The sequence below is a fragment of the Subtercola sp. YIM 133946 genome, from assembly GCF_036553535.1.
In the GTDB taxonomy this organism is placed as follows: domain Bacteria; phylum Actinomycetota; class Actinomycetes; order Actinomycetales; family Microbacteriaceae; genus Subtercola.
Window position 1 is genome coordinate 26,529 of the sequence record NZ_JAZHPE010000040.1, and the last position, 22,550, is coordinate 49,078.

Annotated in this window: 16 protein-coding genes; 1 reads left to right on the forward strand and 15 read right to left on the reverse strand. The window is 70.2% G+C overall.

The features are described from left to right. Positions 1–22: 22 nt before the first annotated feature. From V3W46_RS13260 to V3W46_RS13290, 7 genes are all read right to left on the reverse strand, one after another. On the reverse strand, positions 23–994 hold the full coding sequence (locus tag V3W46_RS13260) for an NAD-dependent epimerase/dehydratase family protein (protein ID WP_331783661.1): 972 nt from the start codon (positions 992–994) through the stop codon (positions 23–25). 104 nt (positions 995–1,098) lie between these two features. Next, on the reverse strand, positions 1,099–4,566 hold the full coding sequence (locus V3W46_RS13265) for an alpha/beta fold hydrolase (RefSeq protein WP_331783597.1): 3,468 nt from the start codon (positions 4,564–4,566) through the stop codon (positions 1,099–1,101). Beyond that, complete coding sequence (locus V3W46_RS13270; protein ID WP_331783598.1) at positions 4,566–5,594, reverse strand: 3-oxoacyl-ACP synthase III; 1,029 nt, start codon at positions 5,592–5,594, stop codon at positions 4,566–4,568. The genes V3W46_RS13265 and V3W46_RS13270 overlap by 1 nt, the downstream gene beginning before the upstream one ends. A gap of 99 nt (positions 5,595–5,693) precedes the next feature. Next, entirely contained in the window at positions 5,694–7,487 is a 1,794-nt protein-coding gene (locus V3W46_RS13275) for a proline--tRNA ligase (RefSeq protein WP_331783599.1), read from the reverse strand. A gap of 55 nt (positions 7,488–7,542) precedes the next feature. After that, on the reverse strand, positions 7,543–9,039 hold the full coding sequence (locus V3W46_RS13280) for a trypsin-like peptidase domain-containing protein (protein WP_331783600.1): 1,497 nt from the start codon (positions 9,037–9,039) through the stop codon (positions 7,543–7,545). A 113-nt stretch (positions 9,040–9,152) separates the two neighbouring features. Further along, positions 9,153–10,556, reverse strand: coding sequence for an MFS transporter (locus tag V3W46_RS13285; RefSeq protein ID WP_443069986.1), 1,404 nt, complete (start codon positions 10,554–10,556; stop codon positions 9,153–9,155). 37 nt (positions 10,557–10,593) lie between these two features. Beyond that, a complete protein-coding gene (locus V3W46_RS13290) occupies positions 10,594–11,079 on the reverse strand; it encodes a MarR family winged helix-turn-helix transcriptional regulator (RefSeq protein WP_331783663.1) in 486 nt (161 codons plus the stop codon). Between the two features lie 283 nt (positions 11,080–11,362). On the opposite strand from V3W46_RS13290, the gene V3W46_RS13295 reads away from it, so the two are divergent. Beyond that, on the forward strand, positions 11,363–12,943 hold the full coding sequence (locus tag V3W46_RS13295; protein WP_331783601.1) for an HNH endonuclease signature motif containing protein: 1,581 nt from the start codon (positions 11,363–11,365) through the stop codon (positions 12,941–12,943). A gap of 220 nt (positions 12,944–13,163) precedes the next feature. Here the strand turns inward: V3W46_RS13295 and V3W46_RS13300 are convergent, their stop codons facing one another. The 8 genes from V3W46_RS13300 to V3W46_RS13335 all read right to left on the reverse strand — a co-directional run bounded on the left by V3W46_RS13300 (position 13,164) and on the right by V3W46_RS13335 (position 22,432). Next, entirely contained in the window at positions 13,164–13,736 is a 573-nt protein-coding gene (locus tag V3W46_RS13300) for a GNAT family N-acetyltransferase (protein WP_331783602.1), read from the reverse strand. A 282-nt stretch (positions 13,737–14,018) separates the two neighbouring features. Continuing rightward, positions 14,019–15,170, reverse strand: a complete 1,152-nt coding sequence (ispG, locus tag V3W46_RS13305) for a flavodoxin-dependent (E)-4-hydroxy-3-methylbut-2-enyl-diphosphate synthase (protein ID WP_331783603.1) — start codon at positions 15,168–15,170, stop codon at positions 14,019–14,021. A 221-nt stretch (positions 15,171–15,391) separates the two neighbouring features. Beyond that, positions 15,392–15,802: an SHOCT domain-containing protein gene (locus V3W46_RS13310; protein ID WP_331783604.1), complete on the reverse strand. Its 411-nt coding sequence runs from the start codon at positions 15,800–15,802 to the stop codon at positions 15,392–15,394. Between the two features lie 225 nt (positions 15,803–16,027). Then, positions 16,028–16,870 carry a response regulator gene (locus tag V3W46_RS13315; protein WP_443069989.1) on the reverse strand — a complete coding sequence of 281 codons (843 nt, stop codon included), beginning with the start codon at positions 16,868–16,870 and terminating at the stop codon, positions 16,028–16,030. A gap of 147 nt (positions 16,871–17,017) precedes the next feature. Further along, positions 17,018–18,730: a sensor histidine kinase gene (locus V3W46_RS13320; protein WP_331783606.1), complete on the reverse strand. Its 1,713-nt coding sequence runs from the start codon at positions 18,728–18,730 to the stop codon at positions 17,018–17,020. A gap of 120 nt (positions 18,731–18,850) precedes the next feature. Further along, a complete protein-coding gene (locus tag V3W46_RS13325; protein ID WP_331783607.1) occupies positions 18,851–20,185 on the reverse strand; it encodes a M50 family metallopeptidase in 1,335 nt (444 codons plus the stop codon). 140 nt (positions 20,186–20,325) lie between these two features. Then, complete coding sequence (gene dxr / locus V3W46_RS13330) at positions 20,326–21,411, reverse strand: 1-deoxy-D-xylulose-5-phosphate reductoisomerase (RefSeq protein WP_331783608.1); 1,086 nt, start codon at positions 21,409–21,411, stop codon at positions 20,326–20,328. Positions 21,412–21,415: 4 nt separating this feature from the next. Then, positions 21,416–22,432 (reverse strand): FKBP-type peptidyl-prolyl cis-trans isomerase, encoded by a 1,017-nt coding sequence (locus V3W46_RS13335; protein WP_331783609.1) that lies wholly within the window; start codon positions 22,430–22,432, stop codon positions 21,416–21,418. Between the last annotated feature and the right edge of the window lie 118 nt (positions 22,433–22,550).

A 22,550-nucleotide genomic window follows, 5' to 3' on the forward strand; every position in this document is an offset into this window, starting at 1 on the left:
AAGATGGTGTTGGCACGCGCGGTCAGCGGGCGGCGTACCACTGCCGCAGTCGTTCGAGCCCCGCGTCGAGGCTGACGGCCGGCTGCCAGTCGAGCTCGGCCCGCGTGCGGCGCTGGTCGTACCAGTGGGAGGTCGAGAGCTGCTCGGCCAAGAACCGGGTCATCGGCGGTTCATCGTCGTGGGGGCGCAGGTTCCACACCGACTCGATGAGGCCGCCCGCCTCGCGCGCCAATGGTGCCGGAACACTGAACCGGGGCCCCGGCACGCCCGCCGCCGCGCAGATCTTCGCCAGCAGCTCCGCCACCGTTCGGGGCTCGCCGTTCGTGATGACGTACGAGCGGCCGTGCACCGCCTCGGTCCGCTCGAGGGCGGCGACGATGGCCGTGGCCGCGTTGTCGATGTAGGTGGTGTCGATGAGCGCGCGACCGCCGCCGAGCAGCGGCAGCCTCCCCCGGCGCGACCGCTCGACGATGCGCTCGATGAGCTGCGTGTCGCCCGGGCCCCACACGATGTGCGGGCGTACCGCCACCACGGCGAAGCCGGGCGCGTCTTCGGCCAGCGCGAGCAGTTCGGCCTCGGCCTTGCTGCGCGCATACTCGCCCCGCGCCCGTTCGGGGTCGGCGGGCAGCGCGTCGTCGCCGACCACCGAGAGCCCGGCGTGGGCGACCGAGGGCGACGACACCATCACGAACCGGCGTACCCCTGCCTCGCGCGCGGCCGCCAGCAGCGTTCTGGTGCCCTCGACGTTCACCGCGTCGAACTCGTCGGGGCGCCCCGCCATCGACACCTTCGCAGCGAGATGGATGACCGCCTCGACGCCCTCGACCGCAGCGCGCACGCTCGCCGGGTCGGTGAGCGACCCACGGGCATCCTCGGCGCCGGGCACGTCGGCAGCACCGCGCTGGAACGTGCGCACGGCGTTCCCCCGGGCGAGCGTCTCGACGGCGACCGAACGGCCGAGCATCCCACTCGCCCCCGTGACGAGAACGGTCACGGCCGGTGCCGCGGTCGGCCCGCGCGACGGCTGGGCAGCATGTCGCACGGTCACGGCCGGTGCTGCGCTCGGCCCGCGCGACGGCCGGCCAGCATGTCCTCCGGTCACGGCCGGTGCCGCGGTCGGCCCGCGCGACGGCCGGCCAGCAGGTCGCCCGCCCAGGCGGCCAGGGCTGCCCGGTCGATCTTCGAGTTGTGCCTGATGTCGGTGGGCAGCTCGGCGATCATCAGCACAGCGACCACGTCGACGCCCGAGGCCTCGCGCACGGCGGCGACCAGCCGGGTCGGCGCGAGACCGGCCGAGCGGGCGGGCCGAACGGTCTCGATGACCGCGACGGGCTGCTGCGTTCCGGCGGGGCCGATGCCGACGAGCGCTGCCCGCCGAACCTCCGGCAACGCCTCGATTCGCTGCTCGGGGCCGACCGGGGTCAGGATGCCCGTGGCCGTCGTGACGACGTGCACGAGGCGCCCCTCGACCCAGAGCCGCCCCTCGCCGTCGAGGTGCCCCACGTCGCCGGTGCGGTGCCAGCGCGGTGCTGAGGGGGTGGCCCCGCCACGCGTCCCGGCGCGGGCCGACGGTGCTGCGGGGGTGGCCTCGCCACGCATCGCGGCGCGGGCCGACGGGGTGCCGCGGGTGGCCTCGCGGTCGGTGAGCCAGAGCTGGTCGTAGTGGTCTTTGAGGTGCGGCGCCGAGACGACGATCTCTCCGGTCACGAACGGCTCACGGCCGAGGGCGCCCGTGGCGCGGCCGACAGCGTCGAGCGCACTGATCCGAAGCTCGACGCCGTGCGCGGGCGTGCCGACGCAGACTCCTCCCGGCACGACCCGGTCGGGCTGCTGTGGCTGTGCGGTGTGCCCGGCGTGCGCCGCTGTCGTGCGCCCCGCCAGCTGGTCCTGCGGCGTGCAGCTGACCGAGCTCGCCTGGCCGGCCTGGGCCCGACGGATCTCCGGCAGCGTGATGTCGGTCATCAGCAGGCCCTCGGTCATGCCGTAGGGCGTGTGGATGACCGCGTCGGGCACGAGCGCCTGAACCCGTTCGAGCAGCGCAACGGGCAGCGGCGCGCCGGCCGAGAGCACCGTCTGCACGCGCCCGAGCGTGCGGCGCTGCAGGTCAGACAGGGTGTCGGCCGTAGCGAGCACGTTCGTCAGGGCGGCGGGCGAAGCGAACACCACGGTGGCCTGCACCGCCTGCGCCGCCGCCGCGATGGCTGTGGCGGTCAGGGTCTTGGGGGCGGTGACGTCCATGTCGGGGGTGACGGAGGTCGCGCCGAGAGCCGGCCCCAGCAGCGCGAACGGAGCGAACCCCGCCACGAGACCGGTCGAGGGCCCGAGCCCGAACGTCTCGCGCAGCAGAGCGACGAGGGCGGCCAGCTGGCGGTGGGTGTAGACGACACCCTTCGCCGGCCCTGTCGACCCCGACGTGAAGAGGATGGCCGCCGTGTCGTCGGCGCCCGGCGCCTCGACGGCCAGTCCGCCCACCCGCCCTGTGCTGTCGCTTACGGTGCTGTCGACGGGCACAGTGCTGTCGACGGACGCAGCACTGTCGACAGGCGCAGCACCGTCGACAGGCGCAGCACTGTCAACGGACGCCGCACCGTCGACGGGCGCCGCACTGCCGACGGACGCCGCCGCCGCGGCGGCGAGCGTCGCGCGGCCGATCGTCGCGACCTGGCCGAGCGAGTGGGAGACGCCGAGCGCGGCGGCGAGGGTGCGTGACAGGGTTCTGGTGGAGATCTTCTGCCCCGGCCATCCGAGAACCCGGGCCGCCGCCAGACCCTTCTCGATGCCGATGACGTGTTGGGGGCGTGCTCCCCGAACGGCGCGGCCGAGGCCCTTCACACCCAGGCCCGCGTCGGCCACGACCACGACGGCGCCGATGCGCAGGCACGCGTAGAGCACAGCGGTGAGGTCGGCCCCCGGCGGCACGAGAAGCGACACGCGGTCGCCCTTCGACACGCCGACGGCGATGAGCCCCGCGGCCAGCTCGTCGACACGCCGGGCCAGCAGGGCCCAACTGACGACGTGTGGCTCGCTCGCATCCCGCACTCCGCTCGTGCGGGGCGCTCCGCTCGTGCTGGGCGCTCCGCTCGCGCGGCCCGCTCCGATGGCGCCCAGCCCTCCGGTCGTGCGACGCCCCCAGGTCATGCCACGCCCCCCGGTCATGCCACGCCCCCCGGTCATGCCACGCCCTCCGGTGGTGCCTCTGGGCGCCATCTCGACGACAGCCGCAGTGCGGTCACCGCGGCGCTCGTCGAGGGTGCTCCACAGCGGCCGGTATGCGGGTTCGGGGAACGCGCCAGCTGTCTCCGGAGCAGGCCCCGCCTCCCGCCCCTCAAGCGCCTCCGGCTCCTGCAGCGGCTCCGTCACCGACACCGCCCGTGCGCCGGCCGCTGCACCGGCTGCTGAGCCCCCTGCGCGAGCGCCACCGCCACCATCAACCTCACTGCCACTGCCACCGCCACTGCCACTGCCACCGCCACTGCCACCGCCAGCCTCAGCGCCAGCACCCGTCTCACTTGCGCGCTCCCCCGGGCCGAACCGGTCGCTCAGCCACTGCGTGATCATCGGCGCCACGGCGACGTCTTCGCCGACCAGGTGTCCGGCCCGCTCGAAGCGCGTCACGTCGGCGTGCGGCAGCCTCGCGATCAGGTCGCCGAGGTACCGATCGCTGAAGACCGGGTCGCGGGGGCCCCACAGCATCAGTGCGGGCACCTCGAGGCGAGACACCCCGGTCGACACCCGGGTCAGCTCGCTGAAACTCACGTGGGAGTCATCGACGGGTATATCGGCGACGAATGCGCCGATACCGGCCCGGCGAGCTGCCGAACGGTAGGGTGCGCGAAAGGCTCGCCGAACATCCGGAGTCAGCGCGGGATGCGCGATCGCCAGCGTCGTGTCGAGAAACGCAGTAGTTCGAACGGTGCTGGTCGCCAGCATCGAGCGCGCGAGCACGAGTCGCAGCGCCGCGGGCAGGGGCGAGTCTTCGGGCTGATGCACCGCGGTGTTGAGCAGCATCACGGCCGCCAGCTGCTGCGGATGATCGACCGCCCAGCCGAGCGAGACGACACCGCCCCAGTCGTGCCCGAGTGTCACCACCGGTTCACGCAGCCCCAGCGCGTCGGTGAGAGCGCCGAGGTCGGCCACGCGGCGGGCGAGCGTTCGCGTCTCACCGGTGCGCTCGGAGTACCCCATCTCGAGCTGGTCGACGGCGATCACCCGCCAGACGGGTGCAGTGCCGCCCTGTGTGAACGCCTGCCGAGCATCCGTCGCCGTGTGCGCCCCGGTCTGCCGAGCATCCGTCGCCGTGTGCGCCCCGGTCAGCCGAGCATCGAGCACCGCCTGCTCGAGCACTGAACGCCACAGGTACGACCACGTGGGGTTGCCGTGCACGCACAAAATGGTGCCGGTGGGCACCGCCCCGGCGGCGGCGAGCTCAGAGGCGTTGTCGAGCAGGTGCCAGGTGCGCGGCACCCCGTCGCCGTCGGGCGCCGTGACGAGCCGCGACCAGCGGTCGTTCAGCCCCGGCAGCCCGGGCGGCGGGTATGACGCCGGTGCGGTGAAGCCCGACTCCACTACCAGACGATTTCGGTCATCGCCGTGTTGATGCCCGAACCGACGCCCATGCAGAGAACACGCTGGCCCTTGACCAGCTTCTCGACCTCGAGGGCGAGGGTCATCGGCAGCGAGGCCGGGCCGACGTTGCCGAAGATCGGGTAGGTCAGCGGAATCTTCTTGCGGTCGAGCTTCGCCGCCTTGACGATGGAGTCGGTGTGCACGTCAGAGACCTGGTGCAAGATGTAGCGGTCCATCTTCTGCCAGTCCCATGAGCTCTTGGCCTCCTTCCAGGCCTCGACGACGAGCGCCATGCCGCCCGCGAGCAGCTCTTTCGTGTGCGTGAACATGCCGTCTTTGTCGCCGACGCAGAGCAGGTGGTGCTCGGTGCCGGCGCGGGAGATGCCGCCCATGATGCGGTGACCCTCGGGATGAGCATCCGCCGGGCCGAGCACCGCAGCGGCGGCACCCGAGCCGAGGGTGAGCGAGGCGAACTCGTTCACGAAGTCTTTGCGCGAGATGCCGGGCTGCGAGAGCCGGTTGATCGTGTTGGCCTGAATCTCGTTCGAGTCTTCGCCGTCGACGATCACGGCGTACTTGATCTGGCCCGAGTCGATCATCTGCGAGGCCAGGGTCATTCCGTTCACGAACCCGAGGCAGGCGTTCGTGATGTCGAAGTTCATCGCCGAGGGCGGCAGGCCGAGGGCGTGGTGGATGCCCACCGCGACACTCGGCTCCAGGTGCTTGCGGGTCACCGACGTGTTGATGAGCAGGCCGACCTCGCTCGGGTCGACGTTGGCCTCGGCGAGGGCGTCTTTCGCGGCTCCCGCCGCGGCCTGGTCGAAGGTCTCGCCGTTGTCGTCCCAGTTGCGGCGCGAGATGACGCCGGCCACCCGCTGCAGCAGGCCCGTAGGCAGACGCAGGCGGGTCAGCGCCTCAGCCAGCCGCACATCGATCTCTTCACTCGTCACGACGAGCGGCGCGAGACGGGCCTTGACCGCGAGAAGCGCTGAATTCTGATGCCGGAAGGTGGCATTCTGAAGCGTCAATGGAATCCTTCGTAAAGCGGGAACAGCCGGAACAAGGCTGAATGCATCGTTCAAGTCTAGGTTGAGCTTGGTGGGAGTTTGCCCGGGCGGCCGGCCGGCTCAGACTGCGTCGGCCACCACGTCGGCCACAGCGGCAGCCACCGCGTCGACGGCGACCTCCGTGCGTGCGCCGCTCGCGCGGTTCCACACCTCGACCATTCCATCGACGACTCCCCTGCCGACGATCACGATCTTCGGCACACCGATGAGCTCGGCGTCACCGAATTTTACTCCCGGCGACACCTTCGGGCGGTCGTCGAACAGAACCGACTTCCCCGCACGCTCGAGGTCGACTACGATCTGCTCGGCCGCCTCGAAGATCGCGTCGTCTTTGCCGGCCCGGCCGGCCGCGACGACGTGCACGTCGAACGGCGCGACGGCCGGCGGCCAGATGAGGCCCTTGTCGTCGTTGTTGAGCTCGGCGATGATCGCGAGAATGCGCGTGACGCCGATGCCGTACGAGCCCATGGTCACCGTGACCAGCTTGCCGTTCTCGTCGAGCACCTTCAGGCCCAGGGCCTCGGCGTACTTGCGCCCGAGCTGGAAGACGTGCCCGATCTCCATGCCGCGCGCGAGCTCGACCGGCCCCGACCCGTCGGGAGCGGGGTCGCCAGCCCTGACCTCGGCGATCTCGATCGTGCCGTCGGCCACGAAGTCGCGCCCGGCGACCAGGCCGAACACGTGCTTGCCGTGGATGTTCGACCCGGTGATCCACCCGCTGCCGCTCACCACGCGCGGGTCGACGAAGTACCGGATGCCCGTGCTCGATGTCTCGCCGAGCACCTGGCCCTCGGGCGACCACGGCCCGATGTAGCCCTTGACGAGCCCGGGGTGCAGGGCGAAGTCGTCGTCGGTCGCCGCCTCGACCTCGGCCGGCGCGAACGCGACCTCGGCGCGCTTCAGGTCGACTTCGCGGTCGCCGGGCAGGCCCACGACGACGATCTCGCGCGAGTGGTCGAGGTGGGTGAGCGCGAGCACGACGTTCTTGAGCGTCTCGCCGGCGTTCCACGGCGTGCCGTCGGGTCGCGGATGCACGGCGTTCGCCGCGGCGACCAGAGTGGCGATCGTGGGGGTGTCGGGGGTGTCGACGACCTCGGCAGGGGTGAGGCCGTCGAACCCGCGCTCCGGCGGAGCCAGGGTGGTGAACGCCTCGACGTTGGCCGCGTAGCCGCCCGCCGAACGTACAAACGTGTCTTCGCCCACGGAGGTGGGGTGCAGGAACTCCTCGCTCTTCGAGCCGCCCATGGCACCGGCGTCGGCCTTGACGATGACGTACTCGAGGCCGAGTCGGGTGAAGATGCGCTCGTAGGCGTCGCGCTGGGCCTGGTACGAGGCATCCAGCCCCGCATCGGTGTAGTCGAACGAGTACGCGTCTTTCATCGTGAACTCGCGACCGCGCAACAGACCGGCGCGGGGGCGCGCCTCGTCGCGGTACTTGTCTTGAATCTGGTAGATCGACAGGGGCAGGTCTTTGTAGCTGTTGTACAGGTCTTTCACCAGCAGGGTGAAGACCTCTTCGTGCGTCGGGGCCAGCACGTAGCCCGCACCGCGCCGATCGTTCAGGCGGAACATGCCGTCGCCGTACTCGACGTACCGGTTCGTGACCTCGTAGGGCTCCTTGGGCAGCAGGGCCGGGAAGTGCACCTCGTGGGCGCCCGCGTTGGTCATCTCGTCACGGATGATCGCCTCGATCTTGCTCTTCACCCGCAGACCGAGCGGCAGCCAGGCGAAGATGCCGGGCGCCTGGCGCCGGATGTAGCCGGCCCGAACGAGCAGACGGTGGCTGGTCACCTCGGCATCGGCGGGGTCTTCGCGGAGGGTCTTGAGAAAGTAGTTGGTCAGGCGAGTGGGCACCATACGAGTCTATTTGCACCTGCGTCGCGCACGCACGGCACCCAGTCGCCCGCCGTTAGCCCGCCGAGCCGGCCGTCGGGGGCGCCGGTCGCGTGTCGCCGTCGGCCGACGGCGCTGCCTGCGGCTGGTGCACCGCTGCCTCCGTCGCCTGCTGCGTCGCGGGCACCGACGGGCCCGCGAGTGGCGGTGTGGAGGTGGACGTCGGAATGGACGCGGACGTCGGCATGGAGGTGGACGTCGGAATGGAGGTGGATGCTCCGGCCGACGCATAGCCGGGTGCCGCGGCGCTGTCGGCCACTGCATAGCCGGGCGCAGCGGCGCTGTCAGTGACTGTGTACCCGCCGGCCGCACGGGCACGCCGACGCCGGCCCGACAGCACGAGCAGCAGCACCACGAGCGCGATGACGATGACGAGCAGACCGCCGCCGAGCAGCAGCCAGAGCACCCAGCCGGTGGTGTTCTCCTGAGGGAAGGCCGCGATCGCCTTCTCCTGGTACTGGGTGGCGATCGCGTTGTCGGGGTTCGCCGCCAGCGCGGCTGCGAGGTCATCGGCCGCCGCATGGTACTTGCCGGCGAAGTACTCGTCGAGACCGGCGCGGAAGGGCACGTCTGCGGCTCCGAGTTCGTTCTTCACCCCGTTGCGCGACAGGAGGGCCGAGATCGTCTCGGGCGCGGCTGCGAAGTTCAGCTGCTGGGTGTCGCTCGACGGGCCGAAGCTCACCGTGCCGACGACCGCGGCCGAGCCGTCGACCACCGGGCCGCCGCTCATGCCCGGGCTCATCGCCACGCCGACCTGAGTGAACGGACCGCCGTCTGTCTGCTGCCGCCCGCTCACCTGGCCCTGGGCGAACGTCGGCTCGGGGTTGCCGCTGACGAGGCTCGTCACGTTGCCGGGATACCCGATCGCATCGACCTGCTGGCCGGTCGCGGGCTGGCTGGAGGAGACCACGAGCACCGGGAGGGGGCTCGGCGTGTCGATCTTGAACAGGGCCACGTCGCCCTGGTCGAGGGGCCGGTCATCCACCAACACCGCAGGGTATGACGTGGAGTCGTCGGCGGTGATCGTGATCGCCGGGTACACCTTCATCGTCAGCACGGGCGCCTCGCCCGTCTTCTCGCCCTCGACGGGCCAACTCGATTCGGCCCCTGCCGCCAGGTAACCCTGCTCGTCTTCGGCGGTGATGTCGCCGTTCTGCACCTCGCCGTCAAGAAACGTGTCGATGATCGCGGTCTTGCCCTCGGCGACGTCGGCGCAGTGCCCCGCGGTCACCACCGACCCGTCTGCGCTGGCGACGAAGCCGCTGCAGCTGAACGACGCGTCGACCTCGTCAGACCACGCCGTGCCGCCGTCGGCCGTGGGAAAGTTGACGAACCCCGACCAGGTTCCGCTCAGGTACACCGTGCCGGCCTCGCCGATCGCGGCGATCTGCTCCTGCGGCAGGTCTGTCGGCGTGGCCGCGAGGGCCCCCGTGGTCGCCCAGAGGGGCGAGGCGACCAGCGCGAACGCGACGGCGGCGGCCGGAAGATGGGCGGATAGGGGTGCGTGCAGCACGCGGGCCTCCACATACGTGAGTATTCTTCGCTAACAAGGAATTCTCACTATACACAATCCGGCCAGGCCTGCAGAATCCGGCCAGGCCAGCAGAATCCGGTCCGGCGGTGCCCTCACCTGCTCTCGGTCACCTCGTCGGCCAGCACGTCGTCACGCAACCGCTCACGCTCGTCTGCCGCGGTGGCCGGTTCGGCAGAAGCGCCGGCCGGCGCCGGCAGGGCGATGCTCCCCGTCTCGAGCACCTCCACGCTGCGACCGTCACCGTCGTGGCTCACGACGAACCGGGGTGAGCCGTGCAGGTGAACGGCGACGCGCAGATGCTGGTGTGCGATCATCCAGACCAGCCCGGCCAGGGCCGCCGCGAACCCGGCGGCCGCGCCGAGCCCGATCGCCCAGCGGGGCCCGAAGTTGTCGGCCACCCAGCCCACGATGGGCGCGCCGACCGGGGTGCCGCCCATGAAGATGGCCATATAGAGGGCCATCACCCGCCCGCGGAACTCGGGCGCGGTGGTCATCTGCACCGTGCCGTTCGCGGTGGTCATCAACGTCTGCGCCGCGAATCCGAGCAGCACCAGCGTCAGGGCGAAGGTGAGGTACGACGGCGCCAACGCGCCCAGCAGACAGGCGAGACCGAACAACGCAGACGCTGCGAAGATCAGCCGCAGTCGCGGCACCTCCCGTCTCGCCGAGAGGAGCGCGCCGGTGACCGAACCGACGGCGAGCACCGACGACAGCAGCCCGAACGCCGTCGAGTCGAGGTGGAAGGTCACGGTGGTCATCGTCGAGGTGAAGATCTGGAAGTTGAGCCCGAACGCCCCGATGATGGCGATGATCACCAGCACGATCACGATGTCTGGCCGTTTCGACACGTAGCGGAACCCGCCGAGCAGCTGCCCCTTGCCGCTGCGCGCCGTCTTACGGGTGCGCAGGCTCTCGCGGTGCATCCGAGTCAGCGAGAAGAGCACGGCGCCGAAACTCGCCGCGTTGATGAGGAACACCCAGCCGGCGCCGACCACGGCGATCAGCACGCCCGCGATCGCCGGCCCGATCATCCGCGCCGCGTTGAAGGAAGCCGAGTTCAGTGCGACGGCATTCGAAAGGTCGGCGTCAGACACCAGGTTCGACACGAATGACTGGCGCGCGGGTGCGTCGAAAGCCGAGGTGATACCCAGAAGCAGCGCGAAGATGTACACCTGCCAGAGCTGGGCGGCGCCGCCGAGCACGATGAGACCCAGACCGAGGCCCAGGATGCCCATCACACCCTGCGTCAGCATCAACAGCTTCTGGCGATCGAACCGGTCGGCGACCAGGCCCGTCCAGGGCACGAGCAGCAGCTGCGGGCCCAGCTGCAGGGCCATGACGACGCCCACCGCGATGGCGTTGTTGTCGCTGAGCTGGGTGAGAACGATCCAGTCCTGGGCCGTGCGCTGCATCCACGTGCCGGTGTTCGACACGAGTGCGCCGCCCGCCCAGAGGCGGTAGTTGTAGTCCTTCAGCGAACGGAACATGCTGCTCACCGGCCCACCTCTGCCGCCCGGAGTCGTGTGCGGCGCATCACCTGTCGGCCAGGGCGCGCAGAATGTCTGCGGCGCGGTCGAGGGTGTGCCGGTCATCCGTCGACAGCTCGGCGAGCTGCTGATAGAGCCACGCGTCGCGCTGGCGGCGGGTCTCCTTCACGAGAGCGGTGCCGGCAGCGGTGAGCGAGACGACGACCTTACGGCCATCGTCGACCGAGGGCGAGCGCACGGCGTATCCGGCCGCGACCAGGGCGTTGATCGTGCGGTTCATCGAGGGCGGCGTGACACGCTCGAAAGCCGCGAGGGCGCCGGGGGTGGTCGGGCCGCGGTTGAGCAGGTAGCCGAGGATGCCCGACTGCGAGTCACTCAGTTCGTGATCGGCCTTCTCGGCACGCAGGCGGCGCGAGACCCGCAGGATGGCGGGGCGCAGTTTCGCCGAGAGGGCGTCGACGGGGGCGGCCTGGGATTCGCTGGCCGACGCGGCTCGACTCTCTTCGGCTCGCCCGTCGGTTTCTATTAACATCACCTCATTAGTGTAGCTCATTAGCTAGGCTAAGTATCTCGGGCTCGGATGCTGTGGGACTGGTCTGACGGCCTGGTCTGACGGGCTGGTCCTGGTCTGACGGCCTGGGAGCTTTGGGTCGTCAGTGGCAGCTCGTCGGTCGTGGGTCGTGGGTCGACGGCCGTGGGTCGACGGCCTCGGGTCGTGGATCTTCGGTCTGAGTCTTGCGTCTCGACACCTGAATCTCGACCTGTATTTCGACGAATTCGAACACATCTTCGAATGTATGAGATATACTCAGGTCATGATCTTTTCTGAACGAGCCGCGAAAACCGTCGGTCTCTTCATCGAGCAGATTCTCGACGTCGACCGCGAGATCGCCCGACTGATCGCACGAAGGGTGTGGCTCGTCGATCAGGCGCGGCTGTGGTCGGAGGCGTCGGTCGATGCGATCGTCGCCTCGTCGTTCTCCTCGGGCAGACGCGCCGAACTCGCGCGGCGCTCCCTCACCGCCGAGATCGCCTGCGCGACGCGCATCCCAGAGGCCACGGCGTGCCGCCTGCTCGACGAGAGCGAGGCGCTCGTCCACGAACTGCCCGAGACGCGCGCCGCCCTCGCGGCGGGCGCCATCGGGTTTCGGCACGCCCAGGTCATGTGCAACCAGGCGCGCTCGCTGCCCGGCGACGCTCGCCGGGCCTTCGAGTCGAGTGTGCTCCCCGCCGCGCTCACCTCGACCGCAAGCCAGTTCTCCCGGGCCGCCGGTGCCCAGCGCGAGCGCAGCCACCCCGAATCCATGGTCACGCGAGCGCAGAAAGCCGCCGCAGATCGCCACGTCTCCTTCGAGTCCGACCGCGACGGAATGGCGTGGCTGCACCACTACCTCCCCGCCGTCGACGCCGTTCGCATCGACGACACCCTCGACCAGCTCGCCCGCCACCTCCGCGACGACGCCCTCGCCGCCGCCTGCCCGCCCACGCGGCATGCGCCAGGCGGCACGAGCACCAACTTCGGCGGCGAATTCATCGAGACTGGCCGCGGTGCCGAGTGCTATGGCAGCAGTATCCCGAGCGGCGGAAGCGACTGCAGCGACATCAGCAGTAGCGAGCTCAGCGACGGCAGCGACTTCTGCAGCAGCAAAGGCGAAATCGGCGGCGGCAGCGATTACTGCAGCAGCAATAGCAGCGAGCTCAGCGGCGGGAGCGACTTCTGCAGCAGCAACAGCAAGCTCAGCGGCGGCAGCGACTACAGCAGCAGTAGCAGGAGCACCGAGCTCAGCGACAGCCGTACATTGGCGCAACTGCGGTCGGATGCCCTGCGCGACCTGCTCCTGCGCGACCCGGTCGACGGCAGCCCGAGACCGCTGCGGCCGACAGTGATCGTGAGCGTTCCCGTGATGACCCTGCTCGGCCACGACGACGCACCCGCCACGCTCGACGGCTACGGACCCATCGACGCCGACACCGCACGCGACCTCTGCGCACACGCTCCATCGTTCCTGCGAATCCTCACGCACCCCGAGACCGGCGCGACGCTCTCTGTCGGACGAGACCATTACCGCCCTCCGGCCGACCTGAAGACGGCGCTGCAGGTCGCCGACCAGACGTGCCGGTTTCCGGGATGTGCGCGAAGGGCGGTGGGCTGCGAGATCGACCACACCTGGCCTTGGCAGGCCGGCGGTGCCACCGACTTCACAAACCTGGCTCACCTCTGCCCCAAACACCACCATCTGAAACACGAAACGGCCTGGGCCGTCTCAATCGATCGTGACCGCACGCTGCATTGGCGTTCCCCCTCCGGCCGGCACTACGACACCCACGCGGCCGCACCACCCCCACCCATCAACGCCAGAACTGACCTCGCAATGCACGATGACGCGCCGTTCTAGACCGACGGCACACGTGTGGGCACCTCGCGCCGCGCACGGACTCCCACGTGGCGGCGGTAGCGTCGCACCGATGAAACTGAATCGGTGGCATCAAATGGGTAAGTCCGAGCGGAGTCGATTCGGGCGGGGTGGGTTCGAACGGGGCGGGTTCGAACGGGGCGGGTCCAGGCGAGGCGGATCCAGGCGAGGCGGCCAGGCGCTGCGGGTCCAGACGCCAGCGTCAGAAGCCCCACATGCCGACGCGGGCACTATCAGGGGCGTCGAAGAGGTCGAGGCGGGTCATCCCGAGCTTCGTGGCGACAGCGATCGAGGGGCCGTTGAGTTCGTCGATCATGGCGATGGGCGACTCCACGCCGGCCGCGACACCACGGGCCAGCGCTTCGCGGGCGCCTGCCGTCGCGAGGCCGCGCCCATGAAACTCCGCGCCAAGACGCCATCCGATCTCAAGCCGGCCGAGGGGCGGACCCCACGGTCGGCTCCACGGCTGCAGGCCGACGAACCCGGCCACTGTCGTCCCGTCGACTGTCGTCCCGTCGACTGTCGTCCACTCGCCTGTCGGCCCCGGCACGACGAGCGCGAAGAGGCAGACACCAAGTGTGGCTGCGAATCCTTGCTGGCGGACGACGAAGTCGCGGTACCAGAGAAGTGGCTGAACGGCTCCCCCGCCTACGTACCGCATGATCTCGGGGTCGTCGAAAAGGTGGAACCACGCCTCGGCGTCGGCATCCAGCGGCACGCGAAGTTCGAACCGGGGCGGCGTCGTGCCGATGGATCGCGCCGTGTCGAGATTCACCTCAGTGGCAGGATGACCCGCCTCGTCAGTAGTTCCGATCGCTTCGACGAGCCGCGCCGTGTCAGAAGACTCCGCAACGTCAGCAGGCCCCGCCGACTCAGACGACCGCTCGGCGCTAACAGGCCGCGCTACCCCCGCAGACCCCGCCAGGTCACCAGACCCCGCCACATCGCCAGACCCGACCACACCGCCAGACCCCGCCGCGTCAAGACGCCCTGCGACGTCACCAGACCCCGCCACCTCACCAGACCCCGCCGCGTCAAGGCGCCCAGCCACAACCACTCAGCCGGCCGTGACGACCTGGGGCGCCCCCAGCTCGCCGGGGGGCATCTCGGCCGCGAGGCGGTTGGCCTCTTCGATGAGGGTGGCGACGATCTCCGACTCGGGAACGGTCTTGATGACCTCGCCACGCACGAAGATCTGGCCCTTGCCGTTGCCAGAAGCCACGCCGAGGTCGGCGTCGCGGGCCTCGCCGGGGCCGTTGACGACGCAGCCCATGACGGCGACACGCAGCGGCACGGTCATGCCCTCGAGCCCATCGGTGACGTCGTTCGCAAGCTTGTAGACGTCGACCTGGGCGCGCCCGCAGGAGGGGCACGACACGATCTCAAGCTTGCGTTCACGCAGATTCAGCGACTGCAGAATCTGCAAGCCGACCTTGACCTCCTGCGCGGGCGGGGCCGACAGCGAGACGCGGATGGTGTCGCCGATGCCCTCCGACAGCAGAATGCCGAACGCGGTGGCCGACTTGATGGTGCCCTGAAACTCGGGCCCCGCCTCGGTCACACCGAGGTGCAGGGGCCAGTCGCCGCGCTCGGCGAGCAGGCGGTAGGCCTTCACCATGACGATGGGGTCGTTGTGCTTCACCGAGATCTTGAAGTCGTGAAAGTCGTGCTCCTCGAACAGCGAGGCCTCCCACACGGCGCTCTCGACGAGCGCTTCGGGCGTGGCCTTGCCGTACTTGGCCAGGATGCTCGGCTCGAGCGACCCGGCATTGACACCGATGCGGATACTCACGTCTGCGGCCTTCGCGGCAGCAGCGATCTTGCCCACCTGGTCGTCGAACTTGCGGATGTTGCCCGGGTTCACCCGAACCCCTGCACACCCCGCATCGATGGCCGCGAACACGTAGTTCGGCTGGAAGTGGATGTCGGCGATCACCGGAATCTGGCTCTTGTGCGCGATGATCGGCAGCGCCTCTGCGTCGTCACGGCTCGGCACCGCGACCCGCACGATGTCGCAGCCCGAGGCGGTGAGCTCGGCGATCTGCTGCAGGGTCGCGTTGATGTTCGTCGTCGGCGTCGTGCACATCGACTGCACGCTGATCTGGGCGTCACCACCCACCATCACCTTGCCGACTTTGATCTGACGAGATTTACGACGGGGGGCGAGGGTCTCGACGACCTTCGGCATACCCAAATTGATTGCAGCCACGTTTCGAGCTTACCCGCAGTGCCGATCGCCGGGCCCTGTGGCGCGAGGTGCACGGCGACCAGTCAGCGAGTGGATACCCGACCGAGCGGGTGCCCGGCTGAGTTGATGCCCGGCCAAGCGGATGCCCGACGGCGCGGTAGCGGCGGCGGGTGCCCGCCGGGGCGGGGCCGGGGCCAAGCGGACTGCCTGTGCATCCACCATCCCCGGCCACTCGCCGAGCGTCACGCGGCGGGCGGTGCCGGCGGAGTCGGGCCGGACCGGTTTGCGCGGAGCACCTCGAGGCGGGCGCGGTACTCCACCTCGTCGATGTCGCCCTGGGCGAAGCGCTCGGCGAGCGTCTTCTCGGCGTCGCTCGAGCCCTGGGCCTGAGCCGCCCACGCACCGGGGTAACCGGGGCCGCCCCAACCCGGTCGGCCGCCCCAGCCGGGGTAGCCGCCGTTCGCTGCCCAGAAGCGGCGACGACGCCGGGTGACGAGCGAGACGATGAGAATGATGACGCCGATCCAGAACAGCGGAATCAGCAGGAACAGGAAGCCGAAGCCGCCGGGGTGCCACCCCATCGGGCCCCAGTGGGCGAGGAGGGTCGCCGCGGGTGCGGCCACGACGGGTGCGGCCAGTGCGGTGGTGATCACGATGGTTCGTCCTTTCAGGAGCGGCCCCGTTTGGGCCGGTACCTCAAGACTCGCCGTCGGCGCCCGGCCGCACATCGGTTGGCGGGAGGCCTATCGCGCGCGGCCGTACTCCCCCGGTCGTGTCGTGGCGAGCCGGATGGTACCCGGGTGCTACGCCTGTTCGGCACGGGAGCGGCTAGGCCTGCCCGGCAGGAGAGCGGCTAGGCCTGCCTGGCAGGAGAGCGGCTAGGCCTGCCCGGCGCGCACGAGCCCGGCCTCATAGGCGACCACGACGAGCTGGGCACGGTCGCGCGCCGCCAGCTTCGTCATGGTGCGCGAGACGTGCGTCTTCACGGTCAGCGGGCTGAGAAACAGGCGCCCGGCGATCTCGGTGTTGGTGAGCCCGGCGCCGACCAGGGTCAGCACCTCGCGCTCGCGATCGGTCAGCGTGCCGAGCAGGGAGAGGTTCGATGTGGCGTGGTGGCCGCCCGCAGCCGACCGGGGGGCGCCGTCACGGGCGGTGCGGTCACGAGTGGTGCGGTCACGAGCGGTGCCATCGGGCCCGGTGCCATCACGCCCGGTGCCGTCACGCCCGGTGCCGTCGGGCCCGGTGCCATCGCCCCACGTGCCATCGCGTTCGGCCGACGTGCGCCCGTCGACGAGCGTGCCCGCGACGCGTTCGAGCAGCCGGCGGGTGACGCTCGGCGACAGCAGGGCATCCCCGGCGGCCACCACCCGCACGGCCCTGATCAGCTCGACGGGTTCGGTGTCTTTGACGAGGAATCCGCTCGCACCGGCACGGATGGCCCGCCCCACATACTCGTCGAGTTCGAACGTTGTGACGATGACGATGTGCGTCGCGGCCAGCGCGGGGTCGGCCACGATCTGCTCGGTCGCCCAGAGGCCGTCGCCGTCGGGCATCCGGATGTCCATCAGCACCACATCGGGGCGAAGACGGGTGACGACCTCGACCACCTCGGTGCCGGTCGCGGCCGAGCCCACCACGTCGATGTCGGGCTCGTTGGCGAGCAGGGCGGTGAAGCCGGCGCGGATCAGGTGCTGGTCGTCGGCAATGACCACCCGGATCATCGGGGCACCCTGGTCATCAGGCGACCTGGCCATCGGGGCACCCTGGTCATCGGGCGACCTGGCCATCGGGTCACCCTGGTTGACGGAGCACGCTGATCGTCGGGGCACCGTGGCGATCGCGGCGCGCCCCTCATCAGCACGCGCAGCTCATCGCGATGGCCGCCGGGGCACCGTGGCCACGACGGCGAAGCCGCCCGAGGCGATGGGCCCGGCCTCGAGGTGACCGCCCAGCAGCTGGGCGCGCTCAGACATGCCGAGCAGCCCGTTGCCGGCGCGGGCGAAGGCCTGGGCATCCACTCGGCCTGGCATGATCTGGCGAATGCCGTCGCCGGCACGCAGGGCGGCGAGCGGATGCACGGGGTCGCCCACCCCGTCGTCGATGACGGTCAGGTGGTAGTCGTCGGCCCGCTCGTCGAGAGTGACCCGCGCGTGGGTCGCGTGGGCGTGCCGGGTGACGTTCGTCAGGCTCTCCTGTGTGATGCGGTAGAGCGCGAGCTGTACGCCGGGCGGCGGGTCGGAGGTGAGCCGGTTGTCGAGGGTGACGTCGAGGTGGCCGTTCGAGATGGACTCGATGAGGGCCGGCAGCCGGGAGAGGTCGGCCTGCGGCACGAGGGGTGCGGGTGCCGTGCCTGTGCTGTGAGCTGCGCCTGCGCCTGTGCTTGCGCCTGTGGCCCCGCCAGCGCCTGCGCCTGTGGCCCCGCCAGCGCCTGTGCCCCCGCCAGCGCTTGTGCCCCAGCCAGCGCCTGTGCCCCCGCCAGCGCTTGTGCCCCAGCCTGCGCTCGGCCCCGAGCCCGTTCTCACCCTCGAGCCCGTTCGCGTCGTCGAACCCCAGGTGGTGTCGAAGGTGCTGTGCACCGGCCCCGACTCCGACCCGATCGAATCCGACCCGACCGACTCCGACCCCACGGATCCCACCGACCCCACCGACCCCTCCGACCCCTCCGAGCGGAGGAAGCCGAGCACACCGCGCACCTCGTCGAGCGCGGTCTTGCTGGTGGCCTTGATGCTTGCCAGGGCCTCAGCGGCCTTCTCGGGATGATCGTCGATGAGGTGCAGCCCGACGCCGGCCTGCACGTTGATCTGCGAGAGCGAGTGGGCGAGAACGTCGTGCAGCTCGCGGGCGATGCGTTCGCGTTCTGCCTGCGCCACGTCGTCGCGGCGTTTACGGAAGGCGGCCTGGTACGCCGCGACCCGGTCGCGCCGGGTGCGGATCGATTCGCCGATGACCAGCACCAGCACGATACCGATGGTGGTGAGGATGATGCGGGCCGGGTGCCACTCTACGCCCAGCATGACCGACCCGATGAGTGCCAGTACCCAGCCGGCGCCGACCGAGACGAACGCCCAGGCCCGGGCGCCGCGGGCCATCGCCGACACGATGGCGAAGGCCAGCGCGACGTATGGCGCCCCCGAGCCGGGCGTGAAGACGAGGTCGGCACAGGCGGCCGCTGCGGTGATCGCGACGACGGGGCCGGGGATGCGGCGGGCGAAGATCAGCGCGACCGGGCCCGCCAGCGCCAGCAGCACCATGAAGGGTCCGGCGGCGCCGTAGGCGGGGTGGTGGGTGGCCGCGAACGCAGCCGCGGGCACCTGGATCACGAACGACAGGATGACCGGAACCCAGACGAACAGCGCGGCCGGCGGCCCGAGGCGCGGTTCGCGCCACCGTGTGCCGCCGTCGCCGAAGTCTGCGCGCCGCAGCGCCCAGGCGGGCGGATTCTCAGACGACGACATGTTCTCGATGGTACGCCGAGCGCCGGGGCCGGGCATCTTGCTCACGGCGTCGTGCGTACTGCGCTGGGAGTAGTTCCAGGCCCAGCGGAAGTACCAGCCGAGGTACCAGCCGAGGTACCAGCCCACCGCTCAGCCGAGGGCCCAGCAGACACGCTGGCCGCCCGGCCAGCCGAGGGCCCAGCACTCGCCCCGGCAGACGCCGCAGTCGCCCCGGCCCACCACCCGGCCGCCCGCCCAGCCGACCGCCTAACCAAAGAGATTCACCGGGTTCACGATGTCGGCGTACATCAGCAGGGCACTCACCCCGCCGAGAAAGACGACCACCACGAACGTCAGCGGCATCAGCCGGGCCGTGTCGACGGGCCCGGGGTCGCGGCGACCGAACAGCTTGGCGATGCGGCGCCGCAGGCCCTCCCAGAGGGCGCCTGCGATGTGGCCGCCGTCGAGGGGCATCAGCGGCACCAGGTTGATGACGAAGAGCCCGATGTTGACCGAGCCGAGCAGGCCGATCAACGTGGCGACCTTCGACTGCAGCGGAATGTCGATGGTCGCGATCTCGCCCGCGACACGGCCCACTCCGACCACGCTCATCGGGCTGTCGGCGCTGCGCTCGCCGCCACCGAAGGCAGCCTGCGCGACGCTGCTCAGCCGCTGGGGCAGGTTGAAGATGGTGTTGGCCACGCCCGCGACGTTCTCGCCGACGAACGGCAGCACCGAGGTGATCGGCTGGGGCTGCAGCTCGGTGGCGTAGCCGATGCCCACGAAGCCCACGTTCTCGGTGACCGCGGCGCCCGTGGCGTCGGTCTTCGTGACGGTCTGGTTGTTGACGACCTCGGTCACGTTGCGCTCGGTGAGCAGCGGCGTCACGGTGAGCGTCACGTCGGCGCCGGCACGTTCGACCACGAACGTCAGCGGTACGCCGGCCGAATCACGGATGATGTCGGTCGAGTCGCTCCACGAGTCGATGGGGGTGCCATTGATGCTCACGATGCGGTCACCGGGCAGGATGCCCGCGGCGGCGCCGGGCGACACAGGGTCGCTTGCGGCGCAGGTCGTGCTCGTGCTCGAGGCGGGAAGCACGCACGCGCTGACCGAGCCGACCGTCGTGCTCGCGCCGGCGACGCCGAAGCCGCAGAGCACGATCGCGAAGAACAGGATGCCGAGCAGCAGGTTCATCGTCGGACCGCCGAGCATGATGATCACGCGCTTATACACCGGAAGCGTGTAGAACGCACGGCTGTCGTCGTCACCGATGGAGTCGGAGCTCGCCTTGCGGGCATCCTGAACCAGCGAGTTGAAGAACCCCGTGCTGGTGCGGCGCAGCGTGCCGCCGGGCTTCGCGGGCGGAAACATTCCGACCATCGAGATGTAGCCCCCGAGCGGGAACGCCTTGACCCCGTACTGCGTCTCGCCGCGACGCCGCGAGAAGATCGTGGGGCCGAACCCGATCATGTACTGCGTGACCTTGACGCCGAACTTCTTCGCCGGAACCAGGTGACCGACCTCGTGCAGCGCGATCGACACACCGAGGCCGACCGCGATGATGAGCACACCGACCACGAAGAGGAGCACGTTTTCCACGGGTTCACGTTACCCCGGGGCGATTGCCGCCCGCTGGGCGCGGGCTGAACCCGCGCTGTGAAGGGCTCGGCCATCATGTGGGCCGTGCCTGCGGCCCCGGCGACGGGAGGCCGACACCGGGGCCCACAGGGTGTGGCGGGTCAGACGTGCGAGATGATGCGGTCGGCCTCGCGGCGGGCCCAGAGCTCGGCCTCGGTGAGCGCCTCGCGGGTGAGAACAGCCTCGGCGGTCTCGTGCCGCTGCACGACGGCCTCGATGGTGTCGACGATGTCGAGAAACCCGATACGCCCCGCATGGAACGCGGCGACGGCCTGCTCGTTCGCCGCGTTGAACACGGCGGGGAAGGTCGAACCGGCGCGGCCGACCTGTTTGGCGAGCTTCACCGCCGGAAACGCCGCCACGTCGAGCGGCTCGAACGTCCAGCTGTGCGAGGCGGTCCAGTCGAGTGGCACGCCGACCCCGGCGACCCGGTTCGGCCAGTCAAGCCCGAGCGAGATGGGCAGCCGCATGTCGGGCGGCGAGGCCTGGGCGATGGTCGAGCCGTCGACGAACTCCACCATCGAATGGATGACCGACTGCGGGTGCACGGTCACCACGATGCGGCTGTACGGCACGTCGAACAGCAGGTGCGCCTCGATCACCTCCAGGCCCTTGTTCACCAGCGTCGCCGAGTTGGTGGTGACGACGAGCCCCATGTCCCAGGTGGGATGCGCGAGGGCCTCGCGCGGCGTGACGGTCGCCAGCGACTCCCGGCTGCGCCCGCGGAACGGCCCGCCCGAGGCGGTCAGCACGAGCCGCCCCACCTCGCCGGCGGTGCCTGAGCGCAGCGCCTGGGCAATGGCCGAGTGCTCGGAGTCGACGGGCACGATCTGGCCGGGCGCCGCGATGCCCTTCACCAGTTCGCCGCCGACGATCAGGCTCTCTTTGTTCGCCAGGGCCAGGGTGCGACCCTCCTCGAGCGCGGCGAGGGTGGGGCCGAGCCCCACCGATCCGGTGATGCCGTTCAACACCACGTCGGCGTCGATGTCGCGCACGAGCTGCTCGGCCTCGACGGCACCGAGAGCGACGTCGGCGACGCCGAACTCTGCCGCCTGGGCATCCATCGCCGCCCGGTTCGAGCCTGCCGCGAGACCCACCACCTCGAACGTGTCGGGGTTGGCGCGGATGACGTCGAGGGCCTGGGTTCCGATCGAACCGGTCGAGCCGAGAATGACGACGCGGCGCATGGGCCTAGGCCGCGGCCGTCGCGAGAATGTCGATCACGAACACGAGCGTGTCGGTGCCCGTGATGTTGGCCGACGCGACGCCGGCCGAGCCGTAACCCTGGTCGGGCGGAATGATGACGATGACCTGCGAGCCGACCGTCTGGCCGATCAGCGCCTGGCTGAAGCCCGGGATGACCTGGCCGGTGCCGAAGGCCACGGCGCCCTTGCCCCAGCTCTGGTCGAACACCCCGCCCGTGCGCCAGATGACGCCCTGGTACTGCACCGTGACGTTGTCGCCGCTGGCGACCGTGGCGCCGTCGCCCTTCTTCAGCACGCCGATCTGCAGCGTGGTGGGCGGGTCGACCGGCGGAATGGTGATGGTCGGCGTTCCATCGGCAGCGAGCGTGACGGTCGGGAAGCCCTCGGGTGCGGCCTGCGGCGCCCCGGTGGCCTGGGTCGGCAGGTTCGGGTCGACGGTGGCCGACGGCGAGGCGGTGGATGCCGCACCGACGTCTTTCACGTCGACGACGAACACGAGGTTGTCGGTGGCCGCGACCTTCAGGTTCGCGTTGCCGGCCGCGCCGTAGGCGTCACCGGGCGGAACGACTGCGACGACCCGCGAGCCCACAGGTGAACAGGAGACGGCCTTCACGAGGCCGGGCAGGAACTGCGATTCGTCGACAGTCACCGGAATCGGCGAGCCGCTGGTGAACGTGCTGAACAACTCGGCGCCGGTGGTGCCGTTGTAGAGGGTGAAGTCGATGGTGGCCTGCGAGCCGGTGCTGGCGACGGTGCCGGTTCCCTCAGTGAGCACGGTGCGCTCGGTGATGTCGGTGCTGATGGGGGCGGTGAACGTGGTGGTCGGGTGCGTGTCGAATTCGCCCGTGACCGTCACCGAGTCTGAGGCCGTGCCGGGCGCAGTCAGGTTGCATGGGGCGCTCGGGGTCGGGCTGGCGGCGGGCGAGCCGCTGCACCCCGCGAGCGCGAGAAGCACGGCCGTGGCCGCGCCGACGGCGGTTACGGCTTTACCGAACGTACGCATGGCACCTCTATCTGATCGAAGTGACCATGCTATCCGGCTGTGCTGGTGGACTGCGCTGGCCGGGGGGTCTGCGTTGGTCGACTGGAGTCGAACTGGTCGACTGACCTGGTTGACTGGC

Bases quoted from the DNA above. Each gene is read 5' to 3' on its own strand.
- dxr (WP_331783608.1), bottom strand. From the start codon at position 21,411: ATGCGCCGCGTCGTCATTCTCGGCTCGACCGGTTCGATCGGAACCCAG.
- V3W46_RS13290 (WP_331783663.1), bottom strand. From the start codon at position 11,079: ATGTTAATAGAAACCGACGGGCGAGCCGAAGAGAGTCGAGCCGCGTCG.
- V3W46_RS13295 (WP_331783601.1), top strand. From the start codon at position 11,363: ATGATCTTTTCTGAACGAGCCGCGAAAACCGTCGGTCTCTTCATCGAG.
- V3W46_RS13315 (WP_443069989.1), bottom strand. From the start codon at position 16,870: ATGATCCGGGTGGTCATTGCCGACGACCAGCACCTGATCCGCGCCGGC.
- V3W46_RS13335 (WP_331783609.1), bottom strand. From the start codon at position 22,432: ATGCGTACGTTCGGTAAAGCCGTAACCGCCGTCGGCGCGGCCACGGCC.